The organism is Caballeronia insecticola (genome assembly GCF_000402035.1).
Classification (GTDB): domain Bacteria; phylum Pseudomonadota; class Gammaproteobacteria; order Burkholderiales; family Burkholderiaceae; genus Caballeronia; species Caballeronia insecticola.
Genome location: NC_021289.1, coordinates 197,515 through 216,012 on the forward strand (window position 1 = coordinate 197,515; position 18,498 = coordinate 216,012).

Here is an 18,498-nt window from a genome sequence, read left to right on the forward strand (position 1 = left end):
GGCGTTTGAGCCACGCGGCGTGATGCGTGTGTGACGCTCGTTTTACGCAGACCGGCGAAAAGAACGGCCATTCGCCGCAGTCCTGGATTCGCAACCGAACGCAATCGTGAGGAGCTCGACATGAGCCTTGGGCAGAGGTCGAATACGGTGGACATGAAGCTCGAAGTTGTCGTCATACCCGTCTCGGACGTTGATCGCGCGAAGCGGTTTTATGCAGACCTGGGCTGGCGGCTCGATGTGGATATCGCGAAAGACGATCAGTTTCGCGTCGTGCATTTCACGCCGCCGGGGTCGCAATGCTCGATTCTGTTCGGCCGTGGCGTGACCACGGAAAAGCCGGGCTCGGTGCAGGGACTGCATCTCATCGTGTCCGATCTGGATGCGGCGCATGCTGATCTCGTCGAGCGTGGCGTGCGCGTGAGCGAGATCTTTCACGATGTCGGCGGGCTGTTTCATCATGCCGGCGAAGAAGGACGCGTGAGCGGCCCGCATCCGGCGCGCAGCACCTACGGTTCGTTCGCTTCGTTCAGCGATCCGGACGGCAACGGCTGGGTCTTTCAGGAAGTGACCGCGCGGCTTCCCGGACGCGTGGATACGTATGCGTCGTTTGCATCATCGAAGGAACTGGCGGGCGCATTGCGCCGCGCTGCGGCCGCGCACGGCGAGCATGAAAAGCAGACCGGTCAGCATGACGAGAACTGGCCCGATTGGTATGCCGAGTTTATTGTGCGTGAGCAGACTGGTGGCAAATAGCGAAAGAGCACTCACCCAGCCTCAGCCATCAAATACGCATGAATCTGCGCAACCACGGCCGCGCCTTCACCGACCGCAGACGCAACGCGCTTGATCGACCCCGACCGAACATCGCCGATCGCGAAGATGCCCGCAACGCTCGTCTGCAAGGACATCGTGCGCACGTCCGCGCGCGGATGATCCGCGCCCGTCAGCACGAAGCCCTTGTTATCGAGCGCGACGCCGCATGTCCGCAGCCAGCCCGCATTCGGCTGCGCGCCGATGAACACGAACAGATGATGCGTCGCCACGCCGCCGCTTTCGCCATCCGCGCCGCGATAGTGAACGCGTTCGAGCCGCGCCGCACCTTCGAGCGCCGTCAGGTTCGTGTTCGCATGCACCGTGACGTTCGGCAGCCCTTCGATCCGCTCGATCAGATAATGCGACATGCTGTGCCTGAGGCTCGCGCCGCGAATGCACAGATGAACATGCTCGGCATGCGACGCTAAAAACACCACCGCCTGTCCCGCCGAGTTGCCGCCGCCCACCAGCAGCACCGGCTCCTTGCGGCATAGGCGCGCTTCGATCGGCGTCGCCCAGTAATAGACGCCCGTGCCTTCGAAGCGCGCGAGGCCGTCGATGTCCGGTCGCCGATACTCCGCGCCAGTCGCAATCACCACCGTGCGCGCGGTGATGCGTCGACCATCCGTCATCTCGATGACCGGTTGCGCCTCGTTGCAGTACAACGCTCGCGCTTCGCACGGAATGCCGATATGCGCGCCGAACTTCTGCGCCTGCACGAAGGCGCGGCCCGCAAGCGCATGGCCGGTGATGCCGGTCGGAAAGCCGAGATAGTTTTCAATTCGCGAACTGCTGCCCGCCTGTCCGCCCGGCGCGCGGCAGTCGAGCGCCGCGACCGACAATCCCTCGGACGCCGCATACACCGCAGTCGCCAGTCCGGCCGGACCCGCGCCGACGATCGCCACGTCGTACACATAAGCGGGATCGAAATCGGGAATCAGCCCGAGGCACGATGCGAGTTGCCCTTCGTCCGGATTGCGCAGCACGGTGCCGTTCGGACAGAGCGCGAGCGGAAAGTCGTCGGGCTGCGGCGTGAGGCGCTCAAGCACCGCGAGCGCTTCGGGATTTTGTTCGGCATCGAGCACGGCGCACGGAAAGACGTTGCGTCGCAGGAAAGTCTGCAAAGCGAGCAGACGCGCGTCGCCCGATCCTCCGACCAGCACCACGCCCTGTCCGCGTTCGAACACGAGCACGCGCCGCAGAATGAGCGCGCGCATGATTTTCTCGCCGAGATCGGCCTCGCCGATCATCACCGCGCGCAACGCATCGGGGCGCAGCAGGAGCGCATCGACGTCTTCGATGACATGCGCATCCACGACCGCCGGCTTGCTGGAAAGCTGCGTGACATCGGAGGTGAATTCGCCGCGCTGTGTGTACGTGTGGATGACCTGCTCGTGCCCGAGCGCATCGCGGCTCACAATGCGCACTTTGCCCGCCAGCAGCACGAACACGCCCGGACACACACTGCCCGCGCGATACAGCAGCGCGCCTTTCTCGTGACGGCAGGGCTCGCCGAAGCGCCGCAGCCGATCGACTTCGGCCGCCGTGAGCACGGGAAACATCTGCTGATGCCGCGGATATTCGGGCACGCCTGATTCTTCGAGCGCAGCATCGCCGATGACGGGTTCTGCCGCGCTCGCGCGAGGATCATGCTCGGGCTGCGTCGTCATCGAGGGTGTCCTCCGACGATGGATCGGAACCGGATGCGGTGAAATTTCCCATGATAGGCGCGCCGGAAGGGAAATGTAAGGCGAGGGCGTTCGCGGACCAAACTGCAGGCGCGAGCCAATGCTTTTATCGCTCGCGGCGGTCGCCCGCGCCATCAGACGATGGTTTCGCGAACCATGCAATCGTATGGCGGCGGATTGCCGGCTGTCGAACAAAGGCGTTGACATCATCCAAATACACGCCTATAACCATCCATATGGATGGTGAGAGGATGATCTTAATTTCATGACAAAAGAAACGGCAGTCGAGCCCGCCCGCTCCCGAGGCGGCGAGACGGAGAAAATCACGATCAATATCGGCCCGGTGGATCTGGGCCAGATCGACCTGCTCGTGGAAGAAGGTTTTTATTCGAACCGTACGGATCTGATCCGCACGGCGATCCGAAACCAGTTGTCGGTTCACGCGGTGGTCGTCAAGGAGACGGTCACGCGGCGCGAACTGGTGCTGGGCCTCCAGTATTTTTCGAAGCGCGATCTCGAAGCGGTGCGCGCGGCAAACGAACGGCTCAATATCCAGGTACTTGGATTGGCCAGCATCGCCGCCGACGTCACGCCCGAACTCGCCCTGGCAACAATCGACTCGATTCTGGTGCGCGGTGCGCTGCACGCATCGGCGGCTGTGAAAGCTGCCCTCGCGGATCGCATTCGCTAGCGCCGGAATGACCTTACGGACTCACGTCCGACCAAAACGGAATGAACAATGAAACTCAATGATGGTTTTCTGGATTCGATGAAAGAAGCGTTCGCGCGCTTTCGCGAACACGACGCAACGGGCGCCACGGATGTCATTCAGCGCGCGTTGCGTGGCGGCTCGCCCGCGGCGGAACCCGCGCAGGAAGCATCGCGGCCCGAGCAATCGATTTCGGCGCGTCTCGCCGATGTCCTCCAACGCTTCAGCCATGCGCGACCGGAACAGACCGCGCACGACGTCGAAGACCGTGGGCATTTCAGCACGCGCAGCTATGCGAACGCCGCCGGCCAGCGCGATTACAAGCTCTATGTGCCGAGCGGGTATGACAGCGAGCCGTTGCCGCTCATCGTCATGTTGCACGGTTGCACGCAGGACGCCGACGACTTCGCGGCAGGCACGCAGATGAACGCGCTCGCCGAAGAGCACAACTGCATCGTCGTGTATCCCGTTCAGCCGCAGCATGCGAATACGTCGAAATGCTGGAACTGGTTCAAGACGACCGATCAGGCGCGCGACGGGGGCGAGCCGTCGCTGATCGCGGGCATCACGCGCGAGGTGATCGAGAGCCATTGTGTGGACACGAAGCGCGTGTATATCGCGGGATTGTCGGCGGGTGGGGCGATGGCGGCGATCATGGCGCAGCGCTATCCCGATCTCTACGCGGCAGCCGGCGTCCATTCCGGTCTGCCGGCCGGTTCCGCACACGATCTGCCGTCCGCGCTCGCCGCCATGCGTGGCGGAAAGAGTCCGACGCCCGCACGCGCGACGGAAAAGCCCCGCTGCCCGCTCATCGTGTTTCATGGCGATGCCGATGCGACCGTGCACTATTCCAACGCCCGCGAACTCATGCGTGCCTATGGCGAGGACATGACCGCGCGCGATCAGCCGTCCGCAGGGCTTGCCGGTGCGCGCAAATACACCGTGCGGCAAACGACATCGCCCGATGGCGTGATCGCCGAACTATGGACCGTGCATGGCGCACCGCATGCGTGGTCCGGCGGCAGCACGCGCGGCTCTTTTACCGATCCCGCCGGGCCGAACGCCAGTGCGGAAATGCTGCGCTTCTTCCTCGCGCATCCTCAGCGTCATTGATCTCGCTTCGACGTAAGCGCTCTACTTGAGCGCTTCCACATTGACCGTCCGATAGGAGATCGGACGATCCATCGTATGCGTCGTCGATGCAGCGGAGCGGCATGCGACGACGAAACCATCATGCCGAGAACGGTCATCGACATCGCGAATGTTCGAAGCCCAAAAATGCGTTCTCGTTCATAGGAAAGCCCGAGGCTGCGCCAGTCTACGACGCGCCTCGCATACGCGCCGAACACGCCTCGTGTTCACGGTAAGCGCGACATTCATTGCATCGCACTCGACATGTGCGAACGCTCAATCGTCATACGCATGCAGAAACGAGGCCAACGGATCCGCCATATCCTAGTCATCGTCCGACCATTTATTTCTGCGGAAATGTTCGCGGACAATATTCGCGAGAGCATCAGGCCTGGCCCCATCCAACAACGGAGTTCCGCAGATGAAAGGGCACTTGACGGTCGCCGCGATCGCTTTCGCTTTCGCCACTGTAGTCGCCGGATGCAGTGGCGGCAGTTCCAACTCCGACGCGCCCGCCACGACCGGAGGCGCAGCGCCCGCAGCGAGTCCTTCATCCGCGCCGTCGAGTCCTGCGGCGGCTTCGAGTCCAACGACATCGGCATCGAGTCCGGCGGCTGCATCGAGTCCCGCGACAGCAGCTTCGAGCCCCGCAGTGGCGGCTTCGAGCCCTGTGGCTCCGGCATCGAGTCCCGCGACAGCGTCGACGCCATCGGCGGCGTCATCGCCAAGCGGTGCGAGCGCGCCATCGGGGGCGAGTACGCCATCGTCGGGGACGCCGCCATCGGCATCGAATGCGATGGACGTGACCACGTATCACAACGACATCGGCCGCACCGCGCAGCAACTCGCGGAAACGAAGCTCACGCGCGCGAACGTCAACGCCGCGACGTTCGGCAGGCTCGGGTTCTATACCGTCGATGGCGCCGTCGATGCGCAGCCGCTCTTTCTCGCGAACGTGCCGGTTGCAGGCGGCACGCATAACGTGCTCTATGTCGTGACGGAAAACGCGAGCGTGTATGCCTTCGATGCCGACACCGGCGCCGTGCTCTGGCGCATCTCGACCGCGCTTGCCGGCGAAACGCCGAGCGACGATCACGGCTGCAATCAGATCACGCCGACGATCGGCATCACGGCGACACCTGTCATCGACCGCGCGCGTGGGCCGCATGGCGCGATGTATGTGGTCGGCATGTCGAGAGACAGCGGCGGTGCTTATCATCAGCGCCTTCATGCGCTCGATATCACTACGGGCGCCGAACTCTTCAACGGTCCCACTGAAATCACCGGCTCGTATCCGGGCACGGGATCGGGCAGCGTGAACGGCGTCGTGCCCTTCACGCCGGGGCAGTATGTCGAGCGCGCGTCGTTGTTGCTGCTGAACGGCGTCATCTATACAGGGTGGAGTTCGCACTGCGATACGCTGCCGTACACCGGCTGGGTCATGGCCCATAGCGCGGACACGCTCAAGCCAACCGGCGTGCTCAACCTGACGCCGAACGGTGAGATGGGCGGCATCTGGATGAGCGGCGCGGGCCTCGCGTCCGACGGCACGGCGATCTATTTCCTCGACGGCAACGGCACCTTCGATCCGACCACCAACGCGCAGGACATGCCCAGCAAGGGCGACTTCGGCAACGGCTTCCTCAAGGTCACGCCCACGCCCACGCTGCACGTCGCCGATTATTTCGAACCTTCGGACACGGTGCAGCAATCGAATGCGGACCTCGATCTCGGCTCGGGCGGCGTGCTGGTGTTGCCCGATCTCGTCGATATCAACGGCAACGTGAGGCATCTCGCGGTCGGCGGCGGCAAGACGCGCGCGCTCTATATCGTCAATCGCGATTCGATGGGCAACTTCGATTCGAACGGCGACCACATCTATCAGGAGCTTTTCTCGACGATCTTCGGCCCGATGTTCAGTGCGCCCGCGTATTACAACAGCACGGTGTATGTCGGCCCGGCGGGCGATCATCTGAAGGCGCTGCCGGTCACGAACGCCGTATTCGCCACGACGGCATCGAGCCAGAGCGCGCAGACGTGGAGCTTCCCGGGCGTCGCGCCGGTGATCTCGGCGAACGGCAGCGCGAACGGCATCGTGTGGGCGGCGGAAAACGGCGCCGTCGGCGCGCTGCATGCCTACGACGCCAGCAATCTCGCGAGCGAGCTGTACAACAGCAACCAGTCGGGCACGCGCGATCAGTTCGGCGCGGGCAACAAGTTCATCTCGCCGATGATCGCGAACGGCAAGGTCTATGTGGGCACGAAGACGGGCGTCGCCGTGTTCGGTCTGTTCGGCGGCTGACGGGATTTCATGCGGGCGGGCGTTGCGTCGATATAAGATCGCGTAACGTCAACCCGTGGAGTGCCTGATGCAACTGACCCGTCTTCTCGTTCCGGCTTTCATGCAGACGCTCAAGAGTGTGTCGACATGGCTCGATAAAGCCGCCACGCGCGAGCAGGAACAGGGCGCCGATGCCGATGCGCTGCTCTGCCTGCGCCTCGCGCCCGACATGTTTCCGCTCGCGGCGCAGGTGCGCTTCGTGTGCTTTCAGGCGCAGGAGCCGCTGTATCGGCTGCGCGGGGAAGCGGTGCCGCAAGCGTTGCTCGATGTGCGGCAGGAAGGATGGAAGTCGAACGAAGCGCCCGGCACCTTTGCGCAGGCTCAGGCGCGCATTGCGGATGCCATCGTGTTGCTTCAGGGTCTCGCACCCGACGCGCTCGATGCCGGCGCCGAGTTGCAGATCGCGCTCGAATTGCCGAACGGAATCGTCTTCGACATGACCGGCGAGCAGTACGCACGCGACTGGGCGTTACCGCAGTTCTACTTTCATGCCGTGACCGCGTACGCGATTTTGCGCCATCACGGCGTGCCGCTCGGCAAGCCGGAGTACGTCTCGCATATGTTCGCGTACATCCGGCCCGGCACGTTGCCGCAGGGTTGAAGCCTCACGCGTTGGACGTCACGCGTTGGACATTACGCGGCGCTTGTCGTCGGCACGTTGCTCGTTGCCGTGACGCAGGCGCGCGCTGCATGCCGCGGCGATCAGCAGCGCCACCGCCAGACACACGAGGCCGTTCATTGCGCGGCCGGTCGTCTGCTCGATGATGCCCATCACCGTCGGTCCGACGAAGCCGCCCAGCAGGCCGCACGAGTTCACGAGGCCGAGGCCGCCCGCGAGCGCACTGCCCGACAGACGCGACGACGGGAACGTGAAGATGATCGACTGCACGACGAAGAACATCGACGCGGACATGCATACGCCCAAGAGCCCGATGACCGGCGTCGACCATGCGGCGATCAACATGCCTGACGCCATGACGACGAGTCCGCCAATCAACATGCGGCGGCTGCGCGACGAACTGCTTGCCAAACGCGGCAACGTGGCCGCGCCGATTGCAGCGGCAACCCACGGCGTCGCGCTCAGCAGACCGATCATCAGCGGCGAGAAATGCCCCGACTTACCGATGATGCCCGGCAGGAAGAAGATCACCGTGTAGATCGTCAACTGATGGCAGAAGTAGACGAGAATCGCGAGCCACACCTGACGATCGGCGATAACGCTGCGCAATCCATGCGAGCCATGCGCGCTGCCTTGCGCGGCATGCTCCGCCGCGAGACGTCGTTCGAGTGCGAGCGCTTCGTCGCGGGCGAGCCAGGGTGCGCTCGTCGGGCGATCGGGCAGCATCTTCCACACGACGAACGCGAGCAGGATCGCGGGCAGACCTTCGATCACGAAGAGCCATTGCCAGCCATGAAAGCCGAGCCGGCCGTCGAGTTCGAGCAGCGCGCCGCCGAGCGGTCCGCCGACGATATTCGCCACGCACACGCCGAGCAGGAAATAGCCTGTTGCGCGCGCGCGTTCCTCGCGGCCGAACCAGTACGTGAGATACAGCATCACGCCGGGAAAGAGGCCTGCTTCGGCGGCGCCGAGCAGAAGGCGCATCACATAGAACGAGGTCTCGCCGGTGACGAAGGCCATCGCCACGGAAAGCGCGCCCCACGTCACCATGATGCGCGTGATCCAGAAGCGCGCGCCGACCTTGTGCATGACGAGGTTGCTCGGAATCTCGAAGAGCGCATAGGTCAGAAAGAACAGACCCGCGCCGAGTCCGTACGCGGCGGCGGAAATGCCGAGATCGATGCTCATCGAATGCTTGGCGAGCGCGATGTTCGTGCGATCGAGGAAGCTGATCACATACACGATCACCAGCAACGGCATCAGCTTGCGCAGCAGCAGGCTATTGAGCGGCGCGGGCGTGGCGCTCGTCGCGCTCGTTGAATTGGGCTTGGACATGATGACTCCCGGATCAGAATGGACGCGCGGCGCGCGGGGGCAGTGCGGTGTCGGGAAGGCGTTGCATGAAGGTGTCTCCGTTAGCTTTGTAGTTTTATTAGTGTGATGACAGGCACGCGCCGCAAGCGCAGCGCGTGTATCGCGTGTATCGGGAAATCAGAAGTTCACGTTGTCGCCGCCTTTGAGCGACAGCATCTGACGCGCTTCGGCAGGCGTCGCGACTTCGAGCGACAAACCTTCGATCACTTGCCGGATCTTGCGCACCTGCGCCGCGCTCGATTCGGCGAGTTCGCCCGGACCGATCCACAACGAATCTTCCAAACCGACGCGCACGTTCGAACCCTGCGCCACGCCGATCGAGCCGAGCGGAATCTGATTGCGGCCCGCGCCGAGAATCGACCAGACATAGTCGTTGCCGAACAGGCGGTCCGCCGTGCGCTTCATATGCGCGAGATCTTCGGGATGCGCGCCGATGCCGCCCAGCAAACCGAATACGCTCTGCACGAAGAACGGCCCTTTCACGAGCCCGCGATCGACGAAATGCGCGAGGTTATACAGATGCGAGATGTCGTAGCACTCGAACTCGAAGCGCGTGCCGTTGGCCGAACACGATGTCAGGATGTATTCGATATCGGCGAAGGTGTTCTTGAACACGAGATCGCGGCTCTTTTCCAGATGCTGGCGTTCCCAGTCGTGCTTGAGATCCTTGAAGCGATCGAGCATCGGATAAAGGCCGAAATTCATCGAGCCCATATTCAGCGACGCCACTTCCGGCTGAAAATGATGCGCGGGCTTTAGCCGCTCCGCGACCGTCATGTGCGGACTGCCGCCCGTCGTCAGATTGATGACCGCATCCGTTTCCGATTTCAAACGCGGCAAAAAGCGCTGGAACACGGCGGGGTCCTGCGTCGGGCGGCCGTCTTCAGGATCGCGTGCGTGCAGATGCAGAATTGCCGCGCCTTCCTTCGCAGCCGCGAGCGCGGCTTCGGCGATCTGATCCGGCGTGACCGGCAGATACGGCGACATCGACGGCGTATGAATCGCGCCCGTCGGCGCGCACGTAATGATGACCTTGCGTTTCGTTGCCATAGGTTCCTCGATGTTCTTCAAAGCGTTTCGACGTTGCCGCAGACGGAGAGCGCCTGACCCGAAATGGCGCTGCCGGCCGGCGAACTGAGATACAGCACGCTCGCCGCGACTTCCTCCTGCGTGACCATGCGGCGCAGCGAAATCTTCGCGAGATACTGCTTCTCCATCTCTTCATACGCGATGCCGAGCTGCTTCGCGCGCGCGGCGATCACGCCTTCCATGCGCGGTCCCTTGACGATGCCCGGCTGCACCGCATTCACGCGGATGTTGTCCGGACCGAGTTCGATCGCGAGACTCTTCGCGAGCCCGACGACCGCCCATTTCGTCGCGGCATAAGGCGTGCGGAAGCCATAGCCGAGACGTCCAGCCACCGACGACATGAACACGATCACACCGCCATCGGGCGCATGGCGCAGCATCGGCACGGCTTCGCGCGAGAAGTAGTACTGGCTGTTCAGATTCACGTCGATGGTCTTTTCCCAGTCGGACGAATCGATCGCGTCGATGCCGCCTGTCGGTCCCGCGATGCCCGCGTTGTTGATCAGCACATCGAGGCCGCCGAGTTCGCGCTGCACGTCTTCGAAGACGCGCTTCACGTCGTCCTTGTTCGCGACGTCGGCGCGCGTGCCGGTGATCGACGGCGAGACGGTCGATACCGCGTCGATCGCCTTCGGATCGACGTCGCACACATGCACGCGTGCGCCCGTCGAGACGAACGCCTTCGCGATCGCGAGGCCGATGCCCGACGCGCCGCCCGTGATGAGCACACGCAAGCCCGCGCGCGGCGTGAGAAGTTTGATGAAATCCATCGTTCGGCTCCTTTCTGGTTATGTTCGGCGTGGACGAGCGTCGTCCTCGCTCAAGCGATGAGTCATGTCTGCGAGTATGTGAATCAGGCGCTCTGGATGCGCCTTCGCTGTTCAGCGATGCGCCTGACGCCGCGGCGCTTCGTCCTGCGAGCGCAGACGCGTTTCGAGGTCGCGCGCCGCATCGCGGATATCGCGCGCGATGCCTTCACGCGCCGCCGCGCCGTCGCGCCGCCAGAGCGCATCGATGATCTGCCGGTGCGCTTCCATCGACACACGCATATGCGCGACATCCGGCGCGACCATGTTCAGAAACGGACCGATGCGCATCCACATGTTCTGAATGGTCGCGAGCGTCATCTCGCTTGCGCCGTGCCGGTAAATGCTCGTATGGAACGCGAAATTGCAGCGCAGATAGGCGCGCGCGTCGTCGGCTTCGACGTGGGCGTTCATCTCGTCGAAGATGCGCTGCACGGCCCCGACATCGTCGTGGTTCATGCGCGCGGCCGCTCGTTCCGCAACACAGCCTTCCAGTGCGATACGCACGTCGCGCAGTTCTTCGAGCAAGTCGGGCGTCATCGGCGGGACCATGAGGCCGCGCGACGGGCCATCGACGAGCGCGCCTTCCGCACGCAATCGCGTGAGCGCGGCGCGCACCGGCATGGTCGACAATCCGACCGCCTCGGCGACGCCGCGCAGGCTCAGCGGCTGTCCGGCCGTGAAGCTGCCGGCCATGATGGCTTCGCGCAGTTGCTGATAGACCTTCGACGCCATGGTTTCCGTGGCGATGATTTCGAGTTGCGGGATGGGTTGCGTTGAAGATCGGGGTGCCACGCTTCTTTCCTTGCTGATCTTTGATCTGTGATCACAGTTTGATTTCGAGACAGCGTTAAGTCAATGCGGAACCGCTCAGGGATAACCCGAGGCGCGCTTCATCGTCATCGAATACGACCGCGCGATTTGTTGGGCACAATGCTTGCCACCCACACCGTGCGACACCGCGCGACATAGAGCCAACCCACTTCATGCGACCTGCCGATCCCGACGTCTCTCCCGCCCTCGAATGCCGCCGCCTCACGAAGACCTACGGCAGCGGCCGCATCGTGCTCGACGAACTCGACTTCGCGCTCGGCGCGGGGGAATTCGTCGCGATCATGGGCGACTCGGGCGTCGGCAAATCGACGCTGCTGAACCTGATCGCGGGTCTCGATACCGCCGAGAGCGGCGACGTGCTGATCGACGGCGCGCGCATCTCGAACCTGTCCGACGATGCCGCCACGCGCCTGCGTCGTCAGAAACTCGGCTTCGTGTTTCAGGCGTTTCACGTGTTGCCGCATCTGACGCTGTATCAGAACGTCGCGGTGCCGCTGCTGCTGAACGGCTTGCCGCCCGCGCCCGCGCGCGCGATGCTCGCGGCGGTCGGCCTCGACGGGCGCGACGACGACCTGCCGCGTCAGCTTTCCGGCGGCGAGTTGCAGCGCGTGGCGATTGCGCGGGCGCTCGTGCACCGGCCGCGCCTGATTCTCGCCGATGAACCCACCGGCAATCTCGATCCGCAGACCGCGCACGAAGTCCTCGGCTTGCTGCGCGCCGAAATCCGGGCGACGGGCGCGGCGGCGGTCATGGTCACGCACTCGGAGGCGGCCGCCGCTTTCGCCGACCGCGTGCTGATTCTCGCCGACGGCGCCTTGCACGCCGCCGCGCTCGCGCGATGACGGGCGCCGCCGTCACGCGCCGTCCGTTCGATACGCTCACGCGCTGGCTGCTCGACGCGCAATGGCGCAGTCATCGCGGGCGCGCGCTCGTCGCCGTGCTGACCATCGCGCTCGGCGTCGGGCTTGGCTATGCGGTGCAACTCATCAACGGCGCGGCGTTCAACGAATTTTCGGCGGCCGCGCGCAGCCTTTCCGGACAAGCCGACTTGCAGGTGCGCGGCGCGCAGCCCTTCATCGACGAAAACGTCTATCCGCGGCTGGCGACGCACGCGGGCGTTGCGGTCGCGAGTCCGGTGCTCGAAGTCGATGTCGCCGTGCCCGGCAAAAGCGCGCCGCTCAAGGTGCTCGGCATCGACGTGTTTCGCGCGAAGCGTATCGCGCCCGATCTGACCGGCGTGCCGTCGCCGCAAGCGCCGTTCGACGTGCTCGCGAACGACGCCATCTTTCTGTCGCCCGCCGCGCAAACCTGGCTCGGCACGCGCGACGGCGCGCAGGTCGATTTGCAGAGCGGCACGTCGCCGGTGCGCTTGCGTGTGGCGGGCGGCATCGCGCGCACGCGTCCGGGGCAACGCATCGCCGTGATGGATATCGCCGCCGTGCAGACGCGTTTCGGGTTCGCGGGCAAGCTCTCGCGCGTCGATCTGCAACTCGCGCGCGGCGTCGATCGCGATGCGTTCCGCCAAACGCTGCAACGCGAATTCGGCGCGGGTCTCGTCGTCACGGAAACGCGCGATGTCGAAAGCCGCACGGATCGTCTGTCGCGCGCGTATCGCATCAACATGAACGTGCTGGCGCTGGTCGCGCTGTTCACGGGCGCGTTTCTCGTGTTTTCGACGCAGGCGGCGGGCGTGGTGCGCCGCCGCGCGCAATTCGCGATGCTGCGCGTGCTCGGCATGACGCGCGCGTCGCTCGTGCGGCAGATCATGCTCGAAGGCGCGCTGCTCGGCGTGGCGGGCGGCGTGCTCGGCATCGCGCTGGGGTTCGCGGTCGCGGCGCTCGCGCTGCGCTTTTTCGGCAGCGATCTCGGCGGCGGCTACTTTCCGGGCGTCGAGCCGCGCGTCGCGTTCGAGCCGGTCGCGAGCGCGATCTTTCTTACGCTCGGCATCGGCGTGGCGCTCGCGGGCACGCTCGTTCCCGCGCTCGAAGCCGCGCGCGCCCGGCCCGCGCCCGCGCTCAAGGCCGGCAGCGAGGAAGCCGCGCTCGCGCCGCTCGGCAAGCCGTGGCCGGCGCTCGCGTGTCTCGCGGCAGGCGCGGCGCTCACGCAGGCGCCGCCCGTGTTCGATGCGCCTATCGCCGGATATGTTGCCGTCGCGCTGTTGCTGGTCGGCGGCATCGCGCTGATGCCGCGCCTCACCGCAATCGCGTTCCGCCTCGCGCCGCAGCCGCGCAACGCGGTGGCGACGCTCGCGCTCGCGCGCCTCGCCAACGCGCCGGGACAGGCGTCGATCGCAATGGGCGGCGTGCTGTCGAGCTTCACGCTGATCGTCGCGATGGCGATCATGGTGACGAGCTTCCGCGTGTCCGTCGAAGATTGGCTCGCGCATTTGCTGTCCGCCGATCTCTACGTGCGCATGGCGTCGAGCGGCGACACCGGCGGCCTGCGTCCCGATCAGCAATTGCAACTCGCCGCCGCGAACGGCGTGGCGCACGCGGCGTTCTCGCGCACGTCGAAACTGACGCTCGATGCCGCGAATCCGCCCGTCGCGCTGATTGCCCGCGAACTCGACGCCGCCGACCCCGGCGCGACGCTGCAAATGACCGGCGACGTGTTGCCGCCTGCCGCGTGGCGCGCGGACGAGACGCCGGTCTGGGCCTCGGAAGCGATGAGCGATCTGTACGGCTATCGCGTTGGCGAGCGGGTGACGTTGCCGGTCGGCGGGGCGCGCGAGCGTTTCGTCGTCGCGGGCATCTGGCGCGACTATGTGCGTCAGACGGGCGCGCTGCAAATGCGCCGCGAAGACTACCGGCGCCTGACCGGCGACGCGACCGCGACCGACATCGCCGTCACGTTGCGCGCGGGCGCGAGCGTCGCGCAGGTCATCGACGCGATCAAAAAGCTGCCCTTCGGCGAGACGCTCGAGTTCTCGCAACCCGGCGAGATTCGCGCGCGCTCGCTGACCATTTTCGACCGGAGCTTTGCCGTGACGTATCTGCTCGAAGCCGTGGCGATCGTGATCGGACTCTTCGGCGTCGGCGCGACGTTTTCGATGCAGACGCTCGCGCGCGCCCGCGAATTCGGCATGCTGCGGCACGTCGGCGTCACGCGCACGCAGATTCTCGCGCTGCTCGCGGCGGAGGCGGGCTGGCTCACGCTGCTCGGCATCGCGCTCGGCTGCGTGCTCGGCTTCGCGATCAGCCTGATTCTCGTGTTCGTCGTGAATCCGCAGTCGTTTCACTGGAGCATGTCGCTGCATATTCCATGGACGATGATCGCGGTCATCGCCTGCGTGATGCTCGTGTCTTCTTGCGCGACGGCGGTGCTGTCGGGGCGGCGCGCCGTTTCCGTCGATGCGGTGCGTGCCGTGCGGGAGGACTGGTGATGCGTGCGTGGCTGTTTGCGTTGCTGTTCGCGTCGCTGTTCGCGTCGATGAGCACGCTCGCCGCCGCCCAGACGTTTGCGCCCGTCGTGCCGGGACACGCGATCGACTGGCCGAAGGACAGCGGCGCGCATCCGCCGTTTCGCACCGAATGGTGGTACGCGACCGGCTGGCTCGACACGCCGGATCATCAGCCGCTCGGGTTTCAGATCACGTTCTTTCGCTCGAACACGGGCAAGGGCAACAACGGTAACGGCACTAACAACGTGAGCGCGTTCGATCCGGCGCAGTTGATCATCGCGCATGCGGCGCTGTCCGATCCCGCTTACGGGCGGCTCGTGCACGATCAGAACGTCGCGCGCCAGGGCTTCGGCCTGGCCTATGCGAAGGAAGGCAACACCAATGTCAAACTCGACGCATGGCGCATGACGCGCGCGCCCGACGGCAGCTACGCGGTGCAGGCCGATGCCGCGGGCTTCGCGCTGCATCTCACCTTCACGCCGACACAAGCGCCGATGATCCAGGGCGAGCAAGGCTATTCGCGCAAAGGACCGTCGCCGGAACAGGCGAGCTACTACTACAGCGAGCCGCAACTCACGGTGACGGGCAGCGTGACGCGCCCGTCGGCGGCGGCGAACGGGAGTGCGAAGACGAATGCGAGCATCGCGGTGACGGGCCGCGCGTGGCTCGATCACGAATGGTCGAGCACGCTGTTGCCGCCCGATGCGGCCGGCTGGGACTGGCTCGGCGCGAATCTCGACGACGGCGCCGCGCTGATGGCGTTCAAGGTCCGCTCCCGCGACGGTCACGCGGTCTGGGCGCATGCCGCGCTGCGCGACCGCACAGGCCGCACGACGCCATTCGGCCCGGGCGATGTCGAGTTCACGCCCGAACGCCAGTGGCGCTCGCCGCGCACGAACACGGTGTATCCGGTCGCGATGAACGTGCGCGTCGGTGCGATGCACTGGCGGCTGAGTCCGCTCATCGACGATCAGGAACTCGATTCGCGCGATTCGACCGGCGCGCTGTATTGGGAAGGCGCGGTCAGGCTGGATGGCGACGGCGGGTCCGGGCGCGGCTATCTCGAACTGACGGGGTATGCGAAGACGCTGGAGATGGAGAAGCGGTGAGCCCGCTCACGCAACCGCCTTGACCTCCACGCGTGCGCCCGCCGCGACCCAGCGGCTCTTGCCCGCGCGTTTCGCTTCGTAGAGCGCGTTGTCGGCGTCGCGGAGTACGCCGTCGAGTTCGTCGTGATGATGATCGAACATCGCGATGCCGATGCTCACGCCGATCCGCAGCGGCACGTCGCCATCGGTGTGGAAAGGCCTCGCCAGTTCGCGCACGAGGACATCCGCGAGCGCGAGCGGATCGGCGTGCGGCTCCGTGACGATCACGAACTCGTCGCCGCCCAGCCGCGCGACCAGCGACGCATCGCCCGACAAATGCCGCAAGCGACGGGCGACAAGCGCGAGCAGCGTGTCGCCGACTTCGTGGCCGTGGGCATCGTTGACGGACTTGAAGCCGTCGAGATCGAGATAGAGCAGCGCCGTGCGCGCACTGTCGCGCGCATGTCCCGGCGCGCGCGAACGCACCGCCTGAAACAGCCCGGCGCGATTGAGCAGGCCGGTCAGTTCGTCGTGGCGTGCGCGGCGGTCGTTTTCCTGTTCGGCTTTCATCGTCGAGACGAGCATGCCGTTCAGACGCCACGCGGCGGCGCTCATCGCGAAAAGATAAAAGGGGATTTGCAGCAGCGTGAGCCACAGCGTCGGCTCGCCGGACAACACCGCGCCGATGCAGCACGGCCCGAGCGACAGAAAGATCATCACCGCGACGAGCCGCGGCGCGCCGAAATTGCGGAAGCAGATGCCGCCGACCATCGCCGCCGCCGACAGAAACGAGAGCGTCGCCGCGACCCAGTCGCCGGAGAGCACGGAGACGAGCGCGCCGTAACCGACCGTCGCGCCCCAGAGCGGCGCGAGCAGCACGTAGGTATCGGTCGGCGTGGGCTTGCGCGCACGCGCCCGCCGCCGCGCGACGACCAGCACCATCAGCCGCACGAGACACACGGCCACTTCGAGCGCGAGCCAGATGTGGAAGGACATCGTCGGATGCCGGCGGTCGAGCACCCAGGCGACGGCGACCGTATTGAGCACGCCGCCCGCGAAGATCGGCAAGGTGCCGAACAGGCTCCCGACAAGGGCGACGCGGATCGCGCGGGGAATGTCGGCTCCCGCGTGCAGCAACCACGTGGCCGCACGTCCGCGCGGCAGGGTGAACACCTCAGTCTGATGGTCCATGTTGGTTTCCGGCGCGGTCCGAGGACGGCTGAACCCCTTGCAGGAAAGCCGGACCACATATCGGATAACGGTCGTGCGGTTCCAAACTTTAGGCAGACCGCAATTTCCGGCTCAAGCGGTCGGATACGAACCGCTCGACCGCGTGCAAAGGTTTGCGCGAGACAAAAAATATTATTTTTTCGCAAATCATTGACATTGTGTCCGCTGCCCGCACTCCCGCGCGGGCACTCGCATGCGCCGAAATCGACCACAACATTACAACCTGCTGACATGTAGGGCTGACGTTGAGAATGATTCGCGTTTACGTTAGCTTTCCGAGTCCTACGGAAGTGGAGCACGATTTATGGCTTACATGCGCGTCCAGCCGGCAGTGTCGAAATATGCATCGACCTCGCCGCCGCCTTCGTCGAATCTGTCGCTTTCAGCGTACTGGCGTCCGCCCGTCACGCGCGCCGTTCCCAAGCCGCCGCCGCAGGAAAGCGCGGCCGACGCGCCGAGCCTGCTCGATCTCGCCGTCGCCAACCGGCAGATGCTCGTGAACATCGCGCGCGGCGTGCTCGGTTGCGCGAGCCGCGCCGAAGACGTGGTGCACGACGTCTTCGTGAGTCTCATCGACTTGCGGCAACAGGACGGCGTGCGCCAGCCGATGGGTTACATCGCGCGGATGGTGCGCAATGCATCGATCGACGCATGCCGGCGCCTCAGCCTCGAAAACACCTATCGCGCCGATGAGGAAGACGGGCTCGACGTACCGTCGCAGGAACTCACGCCCGAAGCGTGCGTGCAGGCGCGCGACACGCTGCGCCGCGTCTGCGATGCGCTCGCGCAATTGCCCGACCGCAGCCGCACCGCGTTCGAAATGGTGCGCGTGCGCGAAGAAACGCTGCAGAGCACGGCGCGCGCGCTGAACGTCTCGCAGACGCTCGTGCACTTCATGGTCCGCGACGCCGAAAAGCATTGCGCCGATTGCCTCGATGCGGGCGAGCGCAATGTCGCGTGTCCGGTGTTCGTCGGCGGGCGGGCGCGTCGGCGCTGAAAGCACGATTCGAGTGCCCGGCGGTAAAAATGCACGCGCCCCGAACGTCTCAAACGATGAAGGCGGCGCAATCGCGTCGCGAGCTCAAGCATTCCGAGAGAGGCATCACCATGACGCAACAACAGAACCTTGCAGCGGACGATCTCGTCTACACGGTCGTCATCAACGAGGAAGAGCAGTTCTCGATCTGGCCGACGTTCCGCGACGTGCCCGCCGGCTGGCGCGAAGCCGGCGTGCGCGGCCCGAAGGCCGAGTGTCTCGCCTACATCGAAAAGACCTGGACCGATATGCGTCCCGCGAGCCTGCGTCGTCACATGGACGCTGTCAGCGCGCAGGCCAAAGCGCGCCTCAACTGATCCGCCGAAACGACTTCGCAAGA

Annotated in this window: 17 protein-coding genes; 10 read left to right on the plus strand and 7 right to left on the minus strand. The window is 65.1% G+C overall.

Annotated elements, in window-relative coordinates; genetic code table 11:
* Positions 1-120 precede the first annotated feature (120 nt).
* Positions 121-753 (plus strand): VOC family protein, encoded by a 633-nt coding sequence (locus tag BRPE64_RS25605; protein WP_044043273.1) that lies wholly within the window; start codon positions 121-123, stop codon positions 751-753.
* Between the two features lie 11 nt (positions 754-764).
* Here the strand turns inward: BRPE64_RS25605 and BRPE64_RS25610 are convergent, their stop codons facing one another.
* Entirely contained in the window at positions 765-2,483 is a 1,719-nt protein-coding gene (locus BRPE64_RS25610; protein WP_016347844.1) for an FAD-dependent oxidoreductase, read from the minus strand.
* Between the two features lie 283 nt (positions 2,484-2,766).
* Between BRPE64_RS25610 and BRPE64_RS25615 the strand changes: the two genes are divergently transcribed.
* Positions 2,767-3,192 carry a transcription regulator gene (locus BRPE64_RS25615; RefSeq protein WP_016347846.1) on the plus strand — a complete coding sequence of 142 codons (426 nt, stop codon included), beginning with the start codon at positions 2,767-2,769 and terminating at the stop codon, positions 3,190-3,192.
* A 48-nt stretch (positions 3,193-3,240) separates the two neighbouring features.
* Positions 3,241-4,323: an extracellular catalytic domain type 1 short-chain-length polyhydroxyalkanoate depolymerase gene (locus tag BRPE64_RS25620; protein ID WP_016347847.1), complete on the plus strand. Its 1,083-nt coding sequence runs from the start codon at positions 3,241-3,243 to the stop codon at positions 4,321-4,323.
* A 342-nt stretch (positions 4,324-4,665) separates the two neighbouring features.
* On the opposite strand, the gene BRPE64_RS33820 is transcribed toward BRPE64_RS25620, so the two are convergent.
* Positions 4,666-5,151, minus strand: coding sequence for a hypothetical protein (locus BRPE64_RS33820; protein ID WP_016347848.1), 486 nt, complete (start codon positions 5,149-5,151; stop codon positions 4,666-4,668).
* Here BRPE64_RS33820 and BRPE64_RS25630 point away from each other — a divergent pair.
* Positions 5,138-6,643 carry an outer membrane protein assembly factor BamB family protein gene (locus BRPE64_RS25630; protein ID WP_016347849.1) on the plus strand — a complete coding sequence of 502 codons (1,506 nt, stop codon included), beginning with the start codon at positions 5,138-5,140 and terminating at the stop codon, positions 6,641-6,643. The two genes, BRPE64_RS33820 and BRPE64_RS25630, sit on opposite strands and share 14 nt — an antisense overlap.
* 67 nt (positions 6,644-6,710) lie before the next feature.
* Complete coding sequence (locus tag BRPE64_RS25635) at positions 6,711-7,283, plus strand: DUF1993 domain-containing protein (protein ID WP_016347850.1); 573 nt, start codon at positions 6,711-6,713, stop codon at positions 7,281-7,283.
* 18 nt (positions 7,284-7,301) lie between these two features.
* On the opposite strand, the gene BRPE64_RS25640 is transcribed toward BRPE64_RS25635, so the two are convergent.
* The 4 genes from BRPE64_RS25640 to BRPE64_RS25655 all read right to left on the minus strand — a co-directional run bounded on the left by BRPE64_RS25640 (position 7,302) and on the right by BRPE64_RS25655 (position 11,365).
* Complete coding sequence (locus BRPE64_RS25640) at positions 7,302-8,636, minus strand: MFS transporter (protein WP_016347851.1); 1,335 nt, start codon at positions 8,634-8,636, stop codon at positions 7,302-7,304.
* Between the two features lie 156 nt (positions 8,637-8,792).
* Positions 8,793-9,725, minus strand: a complete 933-nt coding sequence (locus tag BRPE64_RS25645; protein WP_044043278.1) for a BKACE family enzyme — start codon at positions 9,723-9,725, stop codon at positions 8,793-8,795.
* A gap of 17 nt (positions 9,726-9,742) precedes the next feature.
* On the minus strand, positions 9,743-10,534 hold the full coding sequence (locus BRPE64_RS25650) for an SDR family oxidoreductase (protein ID WP_016347853.1): 792 nt from the start codon (positions 10,532-10,534) through the stop codon (positions 9,743-9,745).
* A 111-nt stretch (positions 10,535-10,645) separates the two neighbouring features.
* The gene (locus tag BRPE64_RS25655) at positions 10,646-11,365 is read right to left on the minus strand and encodes a GntR family transcriptional regulator (RefSeq protein ID WP_016347854.1); all 720 of its coding nucleotides are present in this window, start codon (positions 11,363-11,365) and stop codon (positions 10,646-10,648) included.
* Positions 11,366-11,556: 191 nt separating this feature from the next.
* On the opposite strand from BRPE64_RS25655, the gene BRPE64_RS25660 reads away from it, so the two are divergent.
* Genes BRPE64_RS25660 through BRPE64_RS25670 form a run of 3 tightly spaced genes read left to right on the plus strand, consistent with a single transcriptional unit; the run spans position 11,557 to position 15,913 of the window.
* Entirely contained in the window at positions 11,557-12,246 is a 690-nt protein-coding gene (locus BRPE64_RS25660; RefSeq protein ID WP_016347855.1) for an ABC transporter ATP-binding protein, read from the plus strand.
* On the plus strand, positions 12,243-14,786 hold the full coding sequence (locus BRPE64_RS25665) for an FtsX-like permease family protein (protein WP_016347856.1): 2,544 nt from the start codon (positions 12,243-12,245) through the stop codon (positions 14,784-14,786). The genes BRPE64_RS25660 and BRPE64_RS25665 overlap by 4 nt, the downstream gene beginning before the upstream one ends.
* Positions 14,786-15,913 (plus strand): lipocalin-like domain-containing protein, encoded by a 1,128-nt coding sequence (locus BRPE64_RS25670; RefSeq protein WP_044043280.1) that lies wholly within the window; start codon positions 14,786-14,788, stop codon positions 15,911-15,913. Before BRPE64_RS25665 ends, BRPE64_RS25670 begins: the two co-directional genes overlap by 1 nt.
* A 6-nt stretch (positions 15,914-15,919) precedes the next feature.
* Here the strand turns inward: BRPE64_RS25670 and BRPE64_RS25675 are convergent, their stop codons facing one another.
* A complete protein-coding gene (locus BRPE64_RS25675) occupies positions 15,920-17,083 on the minus strand; it encodes a GGDEF domain-containing protein (RefSeq protein ID WP_044043282.1) in 1,164 nt (387 codons plus the stop codon).
* Positions 17,084-17,426: 343 nt separating this feature from the next.
* On the opposite strand from BRPE64_RS25675, the gene BRPE64_RS25680 reads away from it, so the two are divergent.
* Together BRPE64_RS25680 and BRPE64_RS25685 are read left to right on the plus strand one after the other, a co-directional pair.
* On the plus strand, positions 17,427-18,119 hold the full coding sequence (locus BRPE64_RS25680; RefSeq protein ID WP_044043284.1) for an RNA polymerase factor sigma-70: 693 nt from the start codon (positions 17,427-17,429) through the stop codon (positions 18,117-18,119).
* A 110-nt stretch (positions 18,120-18,229) separates the two neighbouring features.
* On the plus strand, positions 18,230-18,475 hold the full coding sequence (locus tag BRPE64_RS25685; RefSeq protein ID WP_044043681.1) for an MbtH family protein: 246 nt from the start codon (positions 18,230-18,232) through the stop codon (positions 18,473-18,475).
* The last annotated feature ends 23 nt before the right edge of the window (positions 18,476-18,498 follow it).

What these genes read in the sequence shown, in the direction of transcription:
- BRPE64_RS25640 (WP_016347851.1), bottom strand. Translation starts at nt 8,636, where the DNA reads ATGTCCAAGCCCAATTCAACGAGCGCGACGAGCGCCACGCCCGCGCCG.
- BRPE64_RS25660 (WP_016347855.1), top strand. Translation starts at nt 11,557, where the DNA reads ATGCGACCTGCCGATCCCGACGTCTCTCCCGCCCTCGAATGCCGCCGC.
- BRPE64_RS25665 (WP_016347856.1), top strand. Translation starts at nt 12,243, where the DNA reads ATGACGGGCGCCGCCGTCACGCGCCGTCCGTTCGATACGCTCACGCGC.
- BRPE64_RS25620 (WP_016347847.1), top strand. Translation starts at nt 3,241, where the DNA reads ATGAAACTCAATGATGGTTTTCTGGATTCGATGAAAGAAGCGTTCGCG.
- BRPE64_RS25670 (WP_044043280.1), top strand. Translation starts at nt 14,786, where the DNA reads ATGCGTGCGTGGCTGTTTGCGTTGCTGTTCGCGTCGCTGTTCGCGTCG.
- BRPE64_RS25645 (WP_044043278.1), bottom strand. Translation starts at nt 9,725, where the DNA reads ATGGCAACGAAACGCAAGGTCATCATTACGTGCGCGCCGACGGGCGCG.
- BRPE64_RS25605 (WP_044043273.1), top strand. Translation starts at nt 121, where the DNA reads ATGAGCCTTGGGCAGAGGTCGAATACGGTGGACATGAAGCTCGAAGTT.
- BRPE64_RS25610 (WP_016347844.1), bottom strand. Translation starts at nt 2,483, where the DNA reads ATGACGACGCAGCCCGAGCATGATCCTCGCGCGAGCGCGGCAGAACCC.
- BRPE64_RS25615 (WP_016347846.1), top strand. Translation starts at nt 2,767, where the DNA reads ATGACAAAAGAAACGGCAGTCGAGCCCGCCCGCTCCCGAGGCGGCGAG.
- BRPE64_RS25650 (WP_016347853.1), bottom strand. Translation starts at nt 10,534, where the DNA reads ATGGATTTCATCAAACTTCTCACGCCGCGCGCGGGCTTGCGTGTGCTC.
- BRPE64_RS25630 (WP_016347849.1), top strand. Translation starts at nt 5,138, where the DNA reads ATGGACGTGACCACGTATCACAACGACATCGGCCGCACCGCGCAGCAA.
- BRPE64_RS25680 (WP_044043284.1), top strand. Translation starts at nt 17,427, where the DNA reads ATGGCTTACATGCGCGTCCAGCCGGCAGTGTCGAAATATGCATCGACC.
- BRPE64_RS25675 (WP_044043282.1), bottom strand. Translation starts at nt 17,083, where the DNA reads ATGGACCATCAGACTGAGGTGTTCACCCTGCCGCGCGGACGTGCGGCC.
- BRPE64_RS25685 (WP_044043681.1), top strand. Translation starts at nt 18,230, where the DNA reads ATGACGCAACAACAGAACCTTGCAGCGGACGATCTCGTCTACACGGTC.
- BRPE64_RS25635 (WP_016347850.1), top strand. Translation starts at nt 6,711, where the DNA reads ATGCAACTGACCCGTCTTCTCGTTCCGGCTTTCATGCAGACGCTCAAG.